Consider the following 18881-nt stretch of genomic DNA (forward strand, 5'->3'; position numbering starts at 1 on the left):
CCGCCCAATGACATAAAATAGAATAATGCAAAGCAAATGACCTAATGACGCGAAGCAGAATGATCTGATGACGCCCACTGGTCTCGGTACCACGCCATTGCCAGTAACACCATCCTGTTATAGGTTTCCAGTCCTTGCGGTTGATTGTTGGCTTTCAGAAAGTTGTCATAAAAAATGCTGCTTATGGCACCCAGCTTATTTTCATAGGCAAGCCAGTAGTTTCGCTCGGTGATATAATCGCTGCGCACTTCTTTGCTGATCAAAGCTTTAAGCTCCTTATGAGCAACTGTATCCCGCACGCCCAGCGAGTGCATAAATTCCTGAACGGCAAGGTGATAGGCCGAGTAGCGCAATAACCTGTCGTGCGATTTTACAGCGATGATAAAACCTGCAAAATCAGCCTCGTCCTCTGCCCCATACCCCATCTGGTGCGACATTTCATGGCAAACCACAAATGGCCTGGTAAAAACGGGCATCTGGTAGTTTACCTGCGCTTCAGAAGTAAAAGGATTATAATACCCCGAAGTACTTATATAATTTAGCAAAGGCGTAAGTATTGACGGTTTTATATCCGGATTATATGCCCTGAAATTAGCCGAATCTTTACTGATGGTGTAAATAGCGTGACGGGCGGTGTTATAAATATGCGTATTGTTTTGGGCCCAATCTGCAGGTGTTAACCGAGAACGGGTTATGTTGGCGCTGTCTATCAGCGTCCGGGTTACGGCTTTAAGATCGGCAGTGGTAAAAGCGGTATCACGGAGTCCAAATCGCTCGGAAGCAGGCAGCCTGAAATAATTCATCCCCCATAAAAGATAAAAAGCCACAATACCGGCCTGTACGCCTATAATTAGTCCTAAAAAAAGTCTGCCTGCCGTTTGAAACTGCTTTTTAAACAACAAGACTATCAACCTGATCACCGCATAAATCAAATAAAGTACTACAGCTATATATACGATATCACCAACGCTAAACGGAAATACATTTAGAATGGAATGAAAAATCCGGCAAACAATGATGTAAAAGCCATTGGCGTAATAGCGTTCAACGGCGGCAGGATGATCTGCAAAGAGCATCAGCAAAAAGATAGCTAATGCCAACGATAATATGATGATGATCCTTTTTAGTACGGGCTTTTTATTGGTTCGGCTACGCATTGTATCGGGTAAATATAGTGCTTTACCGGCATCTTAAAAATAGCTGGGTTGTCACATGCAATGACCTTTTTCATGCAAAAGGCCCCCGTTTCCGGGGGCCTTCAAAATTGTGAAAACTAAGGTTACCTAATATTTTTATTTTACAGAAACCGGAACTACAATTTTATCCCAGAACATGCAGAAGCTTTTTGCGTCTACAGTATAAACTAATCTTTCGTGCATTGGCGCTGCTTTGGTTTTAACATCTACGCGCAGGGCATCTTTTGATTCATCATATTTAAACGCGCCCCATTGTTTAGCAACCTTGTTAAAAATAACTGTCCAGGTACCGTTTTCGTTAGGGATCAGAAAAAAGCCATAAGTGCCGGCAGCCAGTGATTTACCTTCAACTTTAATATCTTTTGTTGTTGTAAACGTAGTAGCTTCGTTAGCACCGGCACGCCAAACTTTGCCATAAGCTTCAAGTCCGCCCCAAATTTTACGGCCTTTTACTGAAGGGCTTCCGTAGTTAATAGTAATGGTTGAACCTGCAGCTTTACCACTTACGCTATCGCGCGGGCTGGCTGGTTTGTTTTGAGCAAAAGTTACTGTTGATAACAATAAGGCAAAAGCGAACAGGAATGCCGCCTTAAGCTGAAATGATTTTTTCATAAGATTTCTCATAATTATTTAAGTATAAATATAGATTGAAATTTGGTTTAAAAACAACTATTCATTCAAATACCTGTAAGAGGTGATTTCAACACATAAAACACTGAAAATAAACATGTGGTGTTTAAACCATTTGAATTTTATATTGTTTAATTAATTGAAAGATCATATTGCAGTTAGGAATAGACCGGAGGGATTCATAGCCCAAAGGTTAAACAATTGTTGTGGTTTTTTTACCCTGCCTACCATGGCAGGGTTTTTTATTTACCGCCATCACTGTACCTTATACGTTAATACACTACGCCCTATATTACCCGCCTCATCAATCCCTTCTATCACCACGCGATAAGTACCCTTGCCATCTGCATTAAAAAAATCAAGCGAAACATTGCCATCTTTATCTGTCACCATATCAGGGTTCCAGTATATAGTGCTTCGAGTATCGGGCTTGTTAGCTGTTTGTTGCGAGCCTTCATAAACAGGCGAATAAAATGTACGTGCCTTATAAAATCCCTGTGCTGTATAATACAACAAACCTGGCAAAGCAATGTCCTTTACCATTCCTGAAGATGCTGACTTTCTCATTTTTATTATCAATACACCGTTTGCTCCCCTTATGCCATATATGGCAGCATCACTATTTTTTAACACTGTTATGCTTTCAACATCAACTGGATTGTAATTATTAACACTCGTTCCTGCAGGCATGGCGGTATCATCAGCAATGATAAGCATCGGTCCGGTTTGCATAACAGCATTTGCTTTATCTGCCAAAAAAGGCACCCCATCCCTCAATATAACTCCAGGTAAGCGTCCTTCCAAGCCGGTAGTCAACAAACTCTGATCCCGCACGTTTTTGTCGTCCAATGTTTCCGTAGTATGTTGCCGTTCACCAGCTCTTTTATCACTATTTATAACAGCATTAAACCCTCTCTTATTTGCATCAGCTAAATAAACAGGTTGTTGCATTGTTTGATCATTTCTTGTAATATTTGAATCTTTCACCGGACTAATGATATCTTCAGTATTAATGTTTGCTAACGTTGGCTCCAGATAAACGGATATATGAGTATTATTTCCCCCTGTAGCTGTTTTAGCTTGTATCACAAAAGTGGTTTCGTCACTATATACCATGTTCCTAAAAGCAAAGTTCCCTTCATGATCGGTGTTTTGGGACAGTAAAGCTCCACCAGCCCGGGGCATTAATGTAACTATACCGCCATCAACCGGCTTTCCCGTTGTTGTTTTTACCTGCCCGGATATATCAAACCCATTTTCGGCACTGTACACTTTGGCCGGTTTTTCATTGCTCAGTAGTTGCTTCCATTCAAATCTGCTAAAGTTTCGGGTAAGCATCAGGATATCCAGGTTGGCCCGGGTATCGTTGTTAACATTAACAAAGTAGTAATTGGGCTGCTCAATTTTTCCTTTTAGATCGGAGGTTAATAAGAGGTTCGATAATATCGTATTTTCGTCATCTTCAGCGCTGGGTACTTTACCAGCATCCACTACTGTTGCCGATAGATAACTTTTAACCGCTTCTCCGTTTTTATTTTTTGTATTAATGGAAATATGCACTTTTCCTCTTTCCGAATATAAAGTCTTATCGCAGGTTGGAGCAATTGTTAGTAAATCGGGATTCTGGATAAAGGCCAGTCGCTCATTAAGCAGTTCACCTTGTGCCGAAAAAAGTGTTACCTGTACCACTCCTGTTTTAAAATCTTTTTTATTGAGATTTAAATCAAGCACCTGGTTATCAAGAACCGCCTTTACCGACCTGACATCACCAGCCGAATATATGATTACCCCTATCTCTTTGTTCTTATTTTTAAGGTAATAAGCTTTATTGGCATTTATTTCAATACCAAGCTTATCAGCACTATCATTGTTAACCATTAACGAGATCCCCTCGTTATCAGCTTTGGGCAAATCAACTGTAGCTTTAGTGCCATCGGCATAAGTTAAATTGGCCTTATATGTTTTACCGGCTTCAGGAGTAATAAATATAAGTCCCATACCAAGGTGAGTCGATTCAAATTTAGTTACTTCCGCATTGGTATTATCAACCACAACACCTTTAACATTAACGCCCAATCCATTTGTTCCGACGGCCTTAAAGGCCAATTTGGCCGGTATGCTGCTCACAAAACGTCCACCTTCCGGAAAGAATTCGACCCCGGCTTTTGCGATCCCCGCTTTATTTCCTGCAGGCGGCCCGTTATTAATGTTTATCCGCCTATCAAAAAAATTCACCTGGCCGTTATTCAGCATCCATTTGGTGTACGCCCTTATACGATAGCTCCCCCCGGGCAATGTATTGGGGAGGCTAAAATCACCTACCGCTAAACCATTAGCCAGTTGTAGCGAAATGGATTTCAAGAGAGAACCGGTGGGACTGATAAGATCAACATGTAGTATACCGCTTAATTTTGATAACTCATGCTGTTCGCCAAGGGTAACATAAGCTTTAAAATAAAGCGTATCGCCGGCGTTATAATAAGGTTTGTCAAAATGCAGGTAAGGTTTTTCAATTGCTTTATCTGCAGACAAAGTTTGCAGGCGCGATACGGCTGTATCCAAAGAGATAACAGGTGATAACCGTTGGCTATTTTGCGATAAAACAGGCACAGAAAAGCACAATGCCGCTAACAGCAGTAATATTATTTTTTTCATAACAAGGAATAATGATAGGTTTAAACTGGTTATATAAGAGTAATTAAATGTAGGTATTTATTTCCAAATAAAGTACTTATTTAAAACCAGTTATATTTCAAACCTATAACCTTACCGCTATTGCGTCAGCTCGGCGTCCTGTTTCATTTCTTCCCAGTAAAGTGTTTCAAGATAAATACCGTTTTGAATAGCTACGCGTGCACGTATTTTTTCTAATTCAGCCTTAACTTCTTCATTGCTGAGCTCCCGGCCCAGCGAATGGTAATAAATAGCGTAACCGGTTTTGCTGTTTACGCATTTAAAATGTTTATCCCCGGCTTTCATAATCGGATTAACTAATATAATCACAAGTAGCAAGCGCCGGGATTTGTTTTAATTAAACTTAAATGTTACACAATTTTCTTCATATTACCAGCAGGTTTCTTTTTACTTTAAATCAGCAACTTACATCGATATTATGACTGGTTTATTACATTGGCTTAACCATTCTTAACATTAACTTAACATTTTGCATTGTATTAATAGTTACTTTTACATGCTGAATAATTTATAGTGACATATTTTAAAATCCACTTAATATAACTACTGTAAATTCACGACTGATAAAACAGATCAATGAAGAGCACTAACTCAAAATCGATATTTCCGAATTCTAACCAGCTTTTTTACGATTTATTCAACACAGCTGTGGCTAACGTTACCGAAATGGCCAGGCTGTTAGACGAAGCCGTAAATGCACCAACTTCATATGAGCAGAAATTCAATTTCGCCCATATTGATAAATTAAAATTTAAAAGCTACGAGATAACGCACAGGGTATTTTCTGAATCTGGAAGGATGCTGATATCGCCGTTTAACCGTAAGGATATGTGCGATCTGGCATCGGCAATTGATGACGTAGCCGACAGGATCACTATGGCTGCCCGCAGGATAAACCTATATAACGTACCTGTTATTACACAGCCAATGATAGAGCTGGCCGCGCTGATCCTGCAAACCAGTACCGAGCTTGAAAAAGCAGTAAACGCAATGAATGATCTTAGCAAATCTGCTATCATCTTTGAGCTTTGCAGCAATATTAAAAAGCTGGAAGCTCAGGCCGACTCAGTTCATAATAAAGCCTTTGCCGATCTGCTTAACAACGAAAAAGATCCTATTGAGCTAATTAAATACACCGATGTTTTTGCAGCCATGGAAACAGCTACCGATAGCTGCGAAGATACAACCCTGATCATTGAAAGTATTTTGATCAAGAACGGGTAAACCCAACCTAAATCCTCTCCAAAGGAGAGGACTTTAAAAACAAAAAAAGCGATGAATTGTCATCGCTTTTTTTGTTTAATACCGTTTATTATAAAGCCCTCTGCTTTCGAGAGGGTTGGGTGAGGCTCTTTCTCATCTGGAGAGGGCTGGGTGAGGTGTTATTTTCCTTTTTCGGATTGAGGGCCATTATCTCCGCCGCCATTATCCTGGTCATTGTTTTTATCTTTCTCCCTGTCTTTCTTAAACTCAAGTTTACCAAACTTATAGCTCAGGCTTATACCGAACGATTGTACCGGTACCAACCTTACGTTAGTTTGGTAAAAATTGCTGCCAAATGTTGATGAGCTTTGGCTAACATATTTCGCGAATGGATTGGTAGCAGTAAGACCAATGCTTGCCTTTTTATTCCAGAACATTTTGCGCATAGCAAAGTTGTAGAACACAAATTTTGGATTCGTTCCCTGGATACCTTTTTGTGATGAGTTATAGTTACCAAAAAACTCAGCACTCAGGTCATGGCCAAAGCTATATTGTGCGTTAAGATTAAGGCGATAAGCAAAAGCGCTTACATTGGCAAAACCAGGGTTGGTACTGCGCCTGTCGCTGAAAATCATGTTAGTACGCAGGCTCAGTTTACTGGTTACCGGTATCGAACCATAAAGGTTGATGCCGATACGCTCTTCCGAACCAATATTATAACGCTGGGTTAACGAAACATCGGTATAAGTGGTGCCATTTGCATCAAACGTAGAGTAAAATGTAGTGAACTGCTGGATATCATCGGTGTTGCGACGATAGAAAGCGGCTATATTGATATTAGCACCTTTGTCATATGATTTGTTGTAGCCTAACTCGAAGTTATCGCCTTTTTCGGGCCTTAAATTGGGGTTACCTGTGTTGATGTTGTGCGGATCGCTGATATTCAGGAAAGGGTTCAAATCGCCATAATCCGGACGCTGGATGCGGCGGATATAGCTTAATTTAAGTGATTCGCTGCCATCACCAAACTTGTGCGAAAACACCAGTGACGGCGCAAGGATATTATATGACGGAATGCTTACGCCCTGAAAATCGGCTTTGGTGGTAGTATACTCGTCGCGCAAACCGGCCTTTATATCTAAAAACTTGTTAAATACCGATGCTGAGGCCGAAACATAGTAGGCATACACCTTACGATCATAAGTAAAACCATACGTTTGATTAGGGTTAGGCACAAACGCGTTACCACCAAAAAGGGTATCGGTTATTACATTATTATTGATATGGTTAAATACCAGTTTACCACCTGTTTCAAGTGTAAAGCTCTTGCTTACCGGCTGAGTATAATCAACAGAGATATCGGTTTCCCTGTCTTTACCGGGGTTATTGTTAGAAATGCCTGATGAAGTTATACCCGATTCATAATCCTGGCGCTGGAATGAGCTGAATGAGTTACTGCCAAAACTTGATGAATATAATACATCAAGCTCCTGCCCTTCTTTGGCGAAGGTCTTTTTATAGTTCAAATTTACGTCGGTTGAGGTACCGTTGAATTTACTGCTTGAGTTACGGATGCTCCTTATATCAGATACCGTGTTACCGGCTGCGTCAACCACGCTTTGATCCTGGTTGGTGATGCCGTTACCATGGTTGCCAAAATGGTTAAAACCAACGCCGGCTGTTAATTGATCTTTAGGGGTAATATCCCATGAAAAATTAATGCCTGATTCGTAACCGTTACGCCTGAAGTTATTGCTGCCCTGCTGAAAAAGGGTAGTTTGTCTTCCGGCACTATCGGTTGATACGCGGTTACGGGTATTAGGCGCGTTAGTATTGATCTGGGCGTTACCGCTAAAAAATGCGTTCACCCCAAAATTGCCTTTGCGGGCATTCAGGTTAAATGAACCGTTTTCGCGGCGGGTACCTGCCGATAGGTTAACACTACCGTTAACGCCCTGCACTTTACTATCTTTCAAAATAATGTTTACGATACCTCCAGTGCCGGCTGCATCATACTTTGCACCCGGGCTGGTAATAACCTCAATACTTTTGATCTGGCTGGCAGGAATACTGGCCAAAGCATCAGCAAGGCTGGCGCCAAAAATGCTTGATGGTTTTCCGTTGATCAGGAAGCGGATATTGGCATTTCCCTGCAGTTCTACGTTACCGTCAATATCTACGGTAATTTGCGGAACCTTTTTCAAAACGTCGATAGCCACACCACCCTGCGCACTTAAATCGTTTTGAGGATTATAAACCATTTTATCAATCCGGTTTTCAACGGTTGGCACTTTGGCGGTTATGGTTACCCCTTTTAGCTCGTTAGCGGTAGGGGCCAGTTTGATCTCGCCCAATGACACAGCGCCATCTTTAACTATCACATGCTCAATAACAGCTTTTTGATAGCCTAAAAATTCGGCGGTTATTTTGTACTCCCCGGCGGGGATATTGTTAATAGAGAAATTTCCTTTAGGATCGGTACTGATACCATTAAACGGAGATGTGGCACCTTGTTTAAATACAGAAACGGTGGCATAATCTACCGGTTGTTTCGTGGTAGCATCGGTTACTTTACCTGTGATTTTACCCTTAGCTCCGGAGGCGGTTTGGGCGTGTAAGGCGGTTATAAAAACAAAAGAAAATAATATCAAAAAAACAGACTTCATTATATGATGTGGGTATTTGAACCACAAATTTTATAAGAAAGATTGGATTAAATCTGAATTATGTGGTATTGAAGTGTATTTGTTACAATATGATTTTGCTATGTATGCATGCTTGTTACATTGTATATGAGCCCGTTACAAAAAAATTAGAAAATTAATACAATTGTGCCCCCAATAATAAGCAAAGCGCCTATGGCGTTTTTCAAGGTTAAAGGTTCGCCCAGGAAAATAACAGAGAGCGCGATGGCTAAAGCCACACTCAATTTATCAACAGGGGCAACCTGGCTTACCTTGCCCAGTTGCAGGGCGCGGAAATAACAAATCCATGAAAGCCCTGTAGCGCAGCCCGACAAGATTAAAAATGTCCAGTTGGTTTTAGTGAGGCTGCCAATACCAGCATGCCCGCCTTTGAAAAGCGCTATGCCCCAGGCCAGTATCAGGATAACAACGGTACGAATGGCTGTCGCCAAATCCGTATCAACCCCTTTAATACCTATTTTGGCAAAAATTGCGGTAAGCGCCGCAAACAGTGCCGAAAGTAATGCGTAGATCCACCACATAATGATCAGATTTTGTATTTAACTTGCAACAAGCTAAAGGCAAATTTGCTTACGTATTCTGTATAAAATCTGTGAGCATAATTTCGTGAAGCTAAGCACTAACCAAAAAATCCAAAATCCGTACAAATTCACCATATACCTTTACTCAAAAAAAGATTTGAAATTACTGATCATTGAAGATGAAGAAGGCCTGCGCGAAAGTATTGAAGAATACTTTACCGAAGCCGGCAATATCTGCGAAACCGCGGCCAGCTATACAGCTGCCCTTGCCAAGGTTGAACTGTACAGATACGATTGCATCCTGCTGGATATTACCTTGCCCGGCGGCAATGGTATAGATATATTAAAAGTACTTAAAAACAATAATTATACGGATGGTGTACTTATCATCTCGGCCAAAAACTCATTGGATGACCGCCTGCAGGGCCTTGACCTGGGTGCCGATGACTATTTGGTAAAACCCTTCCACCTTTCCGAACTTAAGGCAAGGGTATCGGCCATCATCAGGCGTAAAATGTTTAATGGAAGCAACGTGCTTAACTTTAATGAGCTCAGCATCGATCTGATGGCCAAAACCGTAGCTGTAAACGGAATACCTGTAAAATTTACCCGTAAGGAGTTTGCCCTGCTTATCTATTTCATATCTAATAAAGGCAAGGTAATCTCCAAAAACGCCATTGCCGAGCATTTATGGGGCGATGGAATTGACCTGGCCAATAATTTCGACTTTATTTATTCGCACATCAAAAACATCCGAAAAAAAATAATGGAAGCCGGCGGTAAGGACTATATTTATGCAGCCTACGGTATGGGCTACAAATTCGCCGATCAATAATGAAGCTTTCCGAAAGGTATAACCGGGTAAACTTAATAGCCACCATTGTTATCATGCTGATAACAGGCGCTATTTACTACCAGGCTATCAGCCTTATTCTTACCAACCAAAAGGACAAATCGCTTGAGGTTGAAGAGCAGGAGGTTTTTGATTATGTGAAGCTCAATCGTCACCTGCCCCAGGTTTTTGAATCAAAAGATCAGCAGATCACTTTTGTTTCGGCCGAACCGAACTCCGTTAAACGTGAGTTTTTTAATACCACTTACTATCGCGAAAAAGATGAACCCGAATCTGGCAGGGGCCTGGTTAGTTCGGTAACCGTTGCCGACAGGTATTATAAGATCCTGATAGTTGAATCGAAAGTAGAAACTGAAGATCTGATCCAGATCATCTTCGCTATCACCATTGGTGTTATTCTATTATTACTACTGGTGTTGGTGATCACCAACCGCCTTATCCTGGGTAGGCTTTGGCAACCTTTTTATAGCATACTTAGCGAACTAAAGCTATTCAACGTTACCGATAGCCGGGAAATGCTTTCACCCAAAACGTCTATCGATGAGTTTAATGAGTTGCAGGCCGAAGTAACCGCAATGGCCGAAAGGGTAAAAAAAGACTACAAAGATCTTAAAACATTTACCGAAAACGCCTCGCATGAACTGCTTACCCCTATCGCTGTGATCAATTCTAAATTGGACACACTAATCCAGACTGAAAACTTTAGCGAACATCAAAGTAAACTACTTAACGACCTTTACAGTGCTGTATCACGATTGAGCAGGCTTAACCAATCGTTATTATTACTGGTTAAAATAGAAAACAAACTATTAAACGACCGCCAGCATCTGGATTTGAATGAACTGATAGAAGAATTATTATATCAACTGGAGGATATTTTTAGTGATAAAGAAATAACGGTTACTTCAATCCTCGGCGAAAAGGAGGTGGAGGCCGGGGCTTATTTAATTGACATTCTGCTCAATAACCTCATCATTAATGCTGTTCGGCATAATGCTGCAGGCGGAGAGATCATCATCAACCTCACAACCGAAAACTTAACCATCAAAAACACAGGGGAGAACATCGCCCTCAACGCTGAAAATATCTTTACGCGCTTCCATAAATCATCCCATTCCGAGGGCAGTGGACTTGGGCTTACCATCTCCAAACAAATCTGCGAAAGCCTGGGTTATCAGCTCATTTACAGTTATGAAGCACCGTACCACATTTTCACGGTTAACTTTTAATTTGTTACAATGGCAGTCCTAATTTTTTCCAGAATTATCCTGTAGCTTAGCTATTATTTAACACAACATATATTATTTTGACCATCCGGATAAAATGGGTTTTCGGCTTTTTATTTTGCCTGCTTAGTGCTGTTACACAGGCACAAACCTACAATCTTGAACATTATTTGGAGCTTGCCAAAAGCAATAGTCCGCTATTAAAAGATCTCCAAAACCAGATAGCCTCTGGTCAGTTAGATAGTCTCCGTATCAAAGCCGGTTACAGGCCCCAGGTAAGCGCCAACAGCACCGGGCTTTATGCTCCTGTTGCAGGCGGTTACGGCTATGCTCCTGCTATTACCAATGAACATACACTTGCTGCCTTGCTGGGTATTAATCAGTCGCTGGATAGCAAGAAAAATATCGCCGCGCAGATAGACGCAGTTAAACTGCAATCGCAATCGGTGCTCAATACCTCCAAAATATCCGAACAGGATTTGAGAAAGGCTGTTACCGCGCAATATATAGCCGCTTTTGGTAGCCTGCAGCAGGTAAAATTTAACCAGGAGGTGATCAGCCTGCTAAATCGCGAAGAAGAGCTGCTTAAGAAATTGACCCGTACCAACGTTTATCGTCAAAGCGATTACCTTACTTTTTTAGTTACCCTTAAGCAGCAAGAACTTACGTTATCGCAAGCGCGCTTACAGTATAAAAACGACTATACCACACTCAACTATTTAACCGGCATTGCCGATACCAGCTATATTGAGCTTCAGGACCCCGGCATTCAAAAAAACATGCGGGCAGATATCAGTAACAGCATCTTTTTCAGCCAGTATAAAACGGATAGTCTTAAACTGGTAAACAGCCGTACACTGCTTGATTTTAGTTACAAACCCAAGATAAACCTGATGGCCGATGGCGGTTACAACTCCGACTTTTTGAGCGGACCGGCCTACAAAAACTTTGGTGTAAGTGTTGGATTCAGTTTCACCCTTCCATTATATGATGGTGGTCAGCGCAAGATCCAGTACCGCAAACTTTCATTAGAAGAAGATACCCGACGTAACTATAAAGCATTTTTTGACACACAGTATCGCCAGCAGCTTGCACAGTTAAATCAGCAAATAGATGGCTCCGAAAAACTGATTGCGCAGATAGACGAGCAAATGAAATATACCGAAAGTCTTGTAAAGGTTGATACCCAATTGCTGCAAACCGGCGACGTACGCATGGCCGACCTCGTATTGGCTATTAACAATTATCTTGCTATAAAGAACCTTAAAACACAAACCACTATTAATAAGCTACAACTTATTAATCAGTTCAATTACTGGAATAAATAACATGAAATTTAAACACATATACCTGGCTGCCGGGATTTTAACACTGCTGTATAGCTGCAAAGGCAATACCCAACCTGCAGATGATGCAGGCGACGGCGGCGCTGCCCAAACACCGGTAACCGTAACCACCGTTGCCGATAGTGCCATGGTTGATTATATTGACCTGAGCGCCACATCTGTATTTCAGCAAAAAAACATTGTTAAGGCCAATGCCAACGGCTATATCCAAAAGGTAAATATCCTGCCGGGACACTTTGTAAACAGGGGCGAATTTTTATTCAGCATCAAAACAAAAGAAGCGCAAAGTATTGGCAACAGCATCAATGTGCTGGATACTACCTTTAAGTTTTCGGGCATTAACAAAATAAAAGCCGCCGGTAATGGCTATGTTACCCAGCTAAACCATCAGCAGGGTGATTATGTACAGGACGGTGAGCAACTTGCCGTAATCAGCGACCGCTCAAGTTTTGTATTTGTAATGCAGTTGCCTTACGAGCTTCGCTCCTATGTAAAAAACAACCAGGATGTACAATTGACACTCCCCGGAGGAGAAAAACTAACAGCACAGGTAAGCTCAACAATGCCCGCTGTTGATTCGTTGTCGCAAACACAGGGCATTGTACTTAAAGTGAACAGCACCTATCAAATCCCCGAAAATTTGGTAGCCAAAGCGCGCATCATTAAATCGGTAAGGCCGCATACGGTATCGCTGCCCAAATCGGCCATATTGAGTAACGAAACCCAAACCGAGTTTTGGGTAATGAAACTTATTAACCCTACAACCGCTGTAAAAACACCGGTAACAAAAGGTATTGAAGCGGGCAACCGGATAGAGATCTTAACACCTAAATTTTCGCCGGGCGATAAGATTGTAGCAACGGGTAATTACGGACTTGCAGATACGGCTAAAGTGAAAATTACGGAGTAAGCCCCTCTAAATCTCCCCTAAAGGGGAGACTTTATTATGGCTTCGCATACAATATGAAGGCTAACCGGATTTAAATAATTACAATAAAATCGCTCTGAATATCCCACAATCAGAGAGATATTTCAAAAGCCCTCCACTTTTGGGGAGGATTGGGTGGGGTTTTATACTATGAACCAGCGCAAAAATTACTTCATAACCCATCGCAAGCCATTAGGCCTGGTGCTGGCCCTGTTTATTATGGGCGGTTTGTTTGCCTATTCTAAACTGCAAACCTCTCTCTTCCCGGAAATCACTTTCCCTAAAATAAAGATCATTGCCGATCAAGGCCTTCAGCCGGTAAACAAAATGATGGTTACGGTTACCAAACCATTAGAGAATGCTATTAAACAGGTGCCCGACTTGCAACTGGTACGTAGTACCACAAGCCGGGGCAGTTGTGAAATTTCTGCATTGTTTAACTGGAGTGCTGATATCGATCTGAGCCAGCAACGCATCCAATCAAGTATTGATCAGATCAAAAATGACCTGCCTGCTGATGTAAATATCAGTGTGGCTAAAATGAATCCTTCCATTTTACCAGTAAGTGGTTACACGCTGGAAAGTCATAACCTGTCCCCTATTGAGCTTAGGCAATTGGCTACTTACACAGTAAAACCATTCCTGTCGCAGGTTGATGGGGTATCTGAGATCAGGGTGATTGGCGGTAAGCTGAAGGAATACTGGCTCACGCTCGATCAGCAAAAAATGACTTCATTAGGCCTTACGCCTGATATTATCAGCACTACGCTTGCTACCACCAACTTTGTAAAGTCAGAAGGTTACTTGTCTGATTATAAGCGCATGTACCTTACCGTTACCGATGCCACCATTAATGCCAAAGATCAGCTGGAACAATTGGTGATCAGCAATAACCGCAAACGGATAGTAAGACTCAAGGATTTTGCAAGCATACAGGTTAATGAAGGTATCGAGTACACCCGCATTAACGCCAACGGGCACGACGGGGTACTTATAGCTGTTATAAAACAACCTAATGCTAACTTGATATCGGTTAGTAATGACATGGCCGATAAGGTTGACGCGTTAAAAAAACTGCTTCCACGCGGCGTAACTATCAGGCCGTATTACATTCAGGCCGATTTTGTGAACGATTCGGTAAAGAGTGTGAGCGACAGCCTTTGGATAGGTCTGTTGTTGGCCATTATCGTAGCGGTGATCTTTTTAAGATCGTTTAAAGCAAGTATCACCATATTAATTACTATTCCGGTTACGCTTGGGCTCACCCTGCTTATACTATACTGGCTTGGCTATACCTTCAATATCATGACCCTTGGCGCTATTGCGGCATCCATAGGCTTAATTATTGACGATGCCATTGTAGTTGTTGAGCAGATTCACCGGGTACACGAAGAACACCCCGATGAGCTGAGCAGCCATTTGGTTAGGAAAGCCATTGATTACCTTTTCCCGGCAATGGTGGGCTCATCTATTAGTACCATCGTAATCTTTATTCCTTTTGTGCTGATGACCGGTGTTGCAGGGGCATACTTCAAGGTGCTTACCGATACCATGATCATTACGTTGCTAAGTTCCTTCTTTGTAACATGGATCGGTCTACCGGTAATTTACCTGTTGGTTACACCTAAGCCTAAATTAAATGCCGCTGCAAAAACTAAAAAAGAGGAAGTACATACCGTAAAGCGTCAAAAATGGGTAAGCTTTTTTATCCTCAGGCCTTATGTAAGCATTATTATTATTGCAGTTTTAGCAGCGGTTATTGTGATAGTGCCTCCGATGCTGGAAACCGGCTTCCTGCCTGATATGGACGAGGGCGCCATTGTGCTTGATTACAAATCGCCTCCCGGAACTTCGCTGGAAGAAACCGACCGCATGCTGCGTCAGATTGAAAAACAGATTGTAAAACACCCTGACGTAACAGCATACTCGCGCCGTACAGGTACACAAATGGGCTTTTTTATTACAGAGCCCAACAGCGGCGATTATCTTATCCAGCTTAAAAAAGATCGCACCAAAAGTACAGAAGAGGTAATAAGTGACCTGCGTAAAATTGTTGAAGAAACTCAACCGGCGCTGGAGGTAGAATTTGGCCAGGTGATAACCGATATGCTTGGCGACCTTACCACATCGGCCGAGCCTATCGAAATTAAAGTATTTGGCGATAACCAGCAAACGCTGCAAAACCTGTCCCGCCAAATAGCCGGACTGGTTGAAAAAGTTAAAGGTGCAGCCGACGTACTACCAGGCATCATCATTGCCGGCCCTACGGTAAGTATCCAACCGCATTACAGCAAAATTGCTCAGTATGGAATTACCGCCGCCGATTTGCAAATGCAGATTCAAACCGCGCTTGAAGGTAATGTGATAGGCAATTTATTGGAGAAAGAACAGCTATCCCCTATCCGCATGGTTTACCCGGGCAATCGCTCGCTTAACGTAAATGATATCCATAACCTGCATATATTTTTGCCCAACGGAAAGCTTATCCCTATAACCGAACTTGCCGCGGTTGAGCTGAGGCCCGGCGACGCCGAAATAAACCGTGAAAACCTGCAAAGCATGAACGTGGTAAGCGCCAGGCTGGAAGGCAGCGACCTGGGTACTGTGATAACCGCAATTCAGAAAGCCATACACGATAATGTAAACCTGCCAACTGGCTATCATGTGGAATATGGCGGTGCTTATGCCCAACAACAACAGTCTTTTAAAGAATTGCTTATTATCCTGGTAACTGCTTGTTTGCTGGTTTTTGGGGTGATATTATTCCTGTTCAGGCAATTCAGGATAGCACTGCTTATTTTAGTGATCGGCATTTTGGGAATTGCCGGCAGTTTTCTGGCCTTATTCATTACCGGTACGCCGCTTAACGTGGGCAGCTATACCGGACTAATCATGATTGTAGGCATCATTGGAGAAAATGCCATTTTCACATTCCTGCAATTTAAAGAGAGCGCCATCGAAAATGGAAACAAAAACATTGATGAGGCCATAACTTTTGCTATCAGTACCCGTTTAAGACCTAAACTAATGACTGCTTTGGGGGCTATTATAGCGTTGATGCCGCTTGCTTTAGGCATAGGCGCGGGGGCACAATTGCATCAGCCACTGGCTATTGCGGTTATTGGAGGCTTTTTAGCGGCATTGCCATTATTACTTATTGTTTTACCGGCTATGCTGCGTATATTGTACCGCAAAGGGTTTGATGCCCATTTAAATGAAGTTAATGAAAGCCACAACGGTTAACACAGCATTTTTACAGATTCGGGATTTAATTTCATGGCAATAAACAATCCCGAGAAATGAAAAAACAAATTCTGGCTGTGGCTATGCTTATTGCAGGCTTGGCTCCTTTTAAGCTGAACGCGCAAACCTATGTAGCCGATAAAACTATCGCGCTTCCGGGCGATGGCGGTTATGACTATTTATCTATTGATAAGGTTAACCGCAATCTTTATGTGTCTCACGGCACTACTGTAAATGTCATTAACCTGGATACCGAAAAACCGGTTGGCGCTATCGAGAACATGAAAGGCGTGCACGGCATAGCTATAGTAAACAAGGTTAACCGTGGTTTTATTAGCGATGGCAAGGCAAACGCGGTAGTGGTTTTCGATTTGAAAACGTTTAAAACCATCACTACCATTGCTCTTACGGGCGCTAACGGGCCGGATGCTATTATGTATGATCCCTCTGCCGATCGCGTATTTACTTTTAATGGCGAAAGCAACAATTCGTCAGTAATTAACCCATCTACACTTAAACAAGTTGGTTCGGTAGCCCTGAGCGGCGCACCTGAATTTGCGGTATCCGACGGAAAAGGGAAAATCTACAACAACCTTGAAGATAAAAGCAGCCTTGATGTTATCGATAGCAAAAGCCTTAAAGTAATTAAAAACTATCCCCTTGCCCCTTGTGGCGGTCCTACAGGTTTGGCGCTTGATGCTGTTAATCAAAAACTGTTTACTGTTTGCCGTGAAAATAAAGGCGTAAGCGTTTTCGATATCAAAACAGGTAAAGTAACCACAACCCTGCCAATTGGAGCCGGCGTTGACGCGGTAGCTTATGATCCGGAAACTAAACTGATTTTTTGCTCATGTGGCGATGGTGTTACAACTATCATCAAACAAAAATCGGCAGATGCCTATGAGGTGGTCCAAACCTTAAAAACAGCTGAAAGAGCCAGAACAATGGCCCTGGACGCTAAAACGCATAAAATTTATTTAAGCGTAGCACAATTTGAACCCGGCACACGTAAAACCATCCCTAATACCTTTAAAGTAATTGTTTTCAAACAAAACTAACGTGAATTCTATATAAAATTTACATGAAACAATCGTGAAGATTCTACGTATTCCTGATATTGCTAATTAATTTTTACAAAAAAATGAAGTTTTGCGCACGTTATCGCTATATTTAACGTTTTAACACTATATGATTAAAAAGACTGATTTTGTTTATTCCCAGGAGTCTGAACCTCATCGCATCCGTACAAAAAAAATCCTGAAAGAGTTTCCGCAACTGCGTAAGCTTATCGGTAAAAATCCGAAAACCATATGGGCCATTATTGGATTAGTAGCCTTCCAGGTAGTTTTAGCCTGGTTTGTACGCGATCAATCATGGTGGATAGTTTTCGGGGCGGCTTATTTGCTTGGCGCTTTTGCCGATCATGCATTATTTGTAATGATTCACGAATGTACACACCAGTTACTGTTTAAAAACCGTAACGCTAACCGTTGGGCATCCATGTTTGCGAATTTGCCGCAAATACTGCCAAGCGCAATTTCATTCGAAAAATATCATATCAAACACCATTCTTTTCAGGGCGTTCACGAGCTTGATGCCGATTTACCAAACCGCTGGGAAGCAAAACTGATCAGTAATTCATTTTTTGGCAAAGCAATCTGGCTGCTGTTTTTCCCGGTATTCCAGTTGTTCCGTTTATCACGTTTAAGAGAAATCCATCCGTTTGATGGCTGGATCCTTACTAACTGGTTATTACAGGCCGCATTTACAACAGCTATAGCTTACTTTATGGGATGGCATGCAGTAGCGTTTTTATTATTAAGCTTTTCATTTTCAGTTGGTCTTCACCCACTGGGTGCCCGTTGGATCCAGGAGCATTACCTTACTGTTACCGAAGAGCAGGAAACATACAGCTATTACGGCAATTTCAACGCGGTAGCCTTTAACGTAGGTTTCCACAATGAGCATCACGATTTTCCTTCTATCCCATGGAACAAACTTCCGGAGATCAGGAAAACCGCTCCTGAGTACTACGATACTTTATACTATCATACCTCATGGACTAAGCTGTTTTTCCAGTTTTTGTTCGATAGGGAGATCTCGCTGTTTAACCGTATCCTGCGTAAGGACCGCGGTCGCGTAGCGTTAACAGACATTTCAAAACCGGATATCGACCTCACCAAAGCCGAGCCAACGAAGTCGGAACTTGTGGAAGTTGAAAAATAAGAAAATCAAAAAGGGCCTCAAAAAGGCCCTTTTTTGTTAACATAGGTTTACATAAAAACTATATTTCGTTTCAAATACTTCTTGTATTTCATCAACTAAATTCCGTATTT

Annotated in this window: 14 protein-coding genes; 8 read left to right on the top strand and 6 right to left on the bottom strand. The window is 41.9% G+C overall.

From position 1 onward, the window contains the following. Positions 1–41: 41 nt before the first annotated feature. The 4 genes from DEO27_RS16420 to DEO27_RS16435 form a co-directional block, all read right to left on the bottom strand. Positions 42–1157, bottom strand: coding sequence for a DUF3810 domain-containing protein (locus tag DEO27_RS16420; RefSeq protein WP_112567962.1), 1116 nt, complete (start codon positions 1155–1157; stop codon positions 42–44). A gap of 135 nt (positions 1158–1292) precedes the next feature. Next, positions 1293–1808, bottom strand: a complete 516-nt coding sequence (locus DEO27_RS16425; protein WP_112567960.1) for a DUF2911 domain-containing protein — start codon at positions 1806–1808, stop codon at positions 1293–1295. A gap of 273 nt (positions 1809–2081) precedes the next feature. Then, complete coding sequence (locus tag DEO27_RS16430; protein WP_112567958.1) at positions 2082–4481, bottom strand: carboxypeptidase-like regulatory domain-containing protein; 2400 nt, start codon at positions 4479–4481, stop codon at positions 2082–2084. A 117-nt stretch (positions 4482–4598) separates the two neighbouring features. After that, on the bottom strand, positions 4599–4805 hold the full coding sequence (locus DEO27_RS16435) for a hypothetical protein (RefSeq protein ID WP_112567956.1): 207 nt from the start codon (positions 4803–4805) through the stop codon (positions 4599–4601). Between the two features lie 291 nt (positions 4806–5096). On the opposite strand from DEO27_RS16435, the gene DEO27_RS16440 reads away from it, so the two are divergent. After that, positions 5097–5744 carry a DUF47 domain-containing protein gene (locus DEO27_RS16440; RefSeq protein WP_112567954.1) on the top strand — a complete coding sequence of 216 codons (648 nt, stop codon included), beginning with the start codon at positions 5097–5099 and terminating at the stop codon, positions 5742–5744. 158 nt (positions 5745–5902) lie between these two features. Here DEO27_RS16440 and DEO27_RS16445 read toward each other — a convergent pair whose 3' ends face one another. Together DEO27_RS16445 and DEO27_RS16450 are read right to left on the bottom strand one after the other, a co-directional pair. Next, complete coding sequence (locus DEO27_RS16445) at positions 5903–8389, bottom strand: TonB-dependent receptor domain-containing protein (protein ID WP_112567952.1); 2487 nt, start codon at positions 8387–8389, stop codon at positions 5903–5905. Between the two features lie 146 nt (positions 8390–8535). Further along, positions 8536–8949 carry an EamA family transporter gene (locus DEO27_RS16450; RefSeq protein WP_112567950.1) on the bottom strand — a complete coding sequence of 138 codons (414 nt, stop codon included), beginning with the start codon at positions 8947–8949 and terminating at the stop codon, positions 8536–8538. 157 nt (positions 8950–9106) lie between these two features. On the opposite strand from DEO27_RS16450, the gene DEO27_RS16455 reads away from it, so the two are divergent. The 7 genes from DEO27_RS16455 to DEO27_RS16485 all read left to right on the top strand — a co-directional run bounded on the left by DEO27_RS16455 (position 9107) and on the right by DEO27_RS16485 (position 18771). Continuing rightward, a complete protein-coding gene (locus DEO27_RS16455; protein ID WP_112568155.1) occupies positions 9107–9784 on the top strand; it encodes a response regulator transcription factor in 678 nt (225 codons plus the stop codon). After that, positions 9784–11031, top strand: coding sequence for a sensor histidine kinase (locus tag DEO27_RS16460; RefSeq protein WP_112567948.1), 1248 nt, complete (start codon positions 9784–9786; stop codon positions 11029–11031). Before DEO27_RS16455 ends, DEO27_RS16460 begins: the two co-directional genes overlap by 1 nt. A 77-nt stretch (positions 11032–11108) precedes the next feature. Further along, positions 11109–12356: a TolC family protein gene (locus tag DEO27_RS16465; protein ID WP_112567946.1), complete on the top strand. Its 1248-nt coding sequence runs from the start codon at positions 11109–11111 to the stop codon at positions 12354–12356. Between the two features lies 1 nt (position 12357). Next, entirely contained in the window at positions 12358–13284 is a 927-nt protein-coding gene (locus tag DEO27_RS16470) for an efflux RND transporter periplasmic adaptor subunit (RefSeq protein ID WP_112567944.1), read from the top strand. Between the two features lie 168 nt (positions 13285–13452). Beyond that, positions 13453–16545 carry an efflux RND transporter permease subunit gene (locus tag DEO27_RS16475; protein ID WP_112567942.1) on the top strand — a complete coding sequence of 1031 codons (3093 nt, stop codon included), beginning with the start codon at positions 13453–13455 and terminating at the stop codon, positions 16543–16545. 56 nt (positions 16546–16601) lie between these two features. Next, positions 16602–17603 carry a YncE family protein gene (locus DEO27_RS16480; protein WP_112567940.1) on the top strand — a complete coding sequence of 334 codons (1002 nt, stop codon included), beginning with the start codon at positions 16602–16604 and terminating at the stop codon, positions 17601–17603. A 130-nt stretch (positions 17604–17733) separates the two neighbouring features. Further along, positions 17734–18771, top strand: a complete 1038-nt coding sequence (locus tag DEO27_RS16485) for a fatty acid desaturase (RefSeq protein WP_112567938.1) — start codon at positions 17734–17736, stop codon at positions 18769–18771. Positions 18772–18881 lie beyond the last annotated feature (110 nt).

The organism is Mucilaginibacter rubeus (assembly GCF_003286415.2).
Taxonomy (GTDB): Bacteria; Bacteroidota; Bacteroidia; order Sphingobacteriales; family Sphingobacteriaceae; genus Mucilaginibacter; species Mucilaginibacter rubeus_A.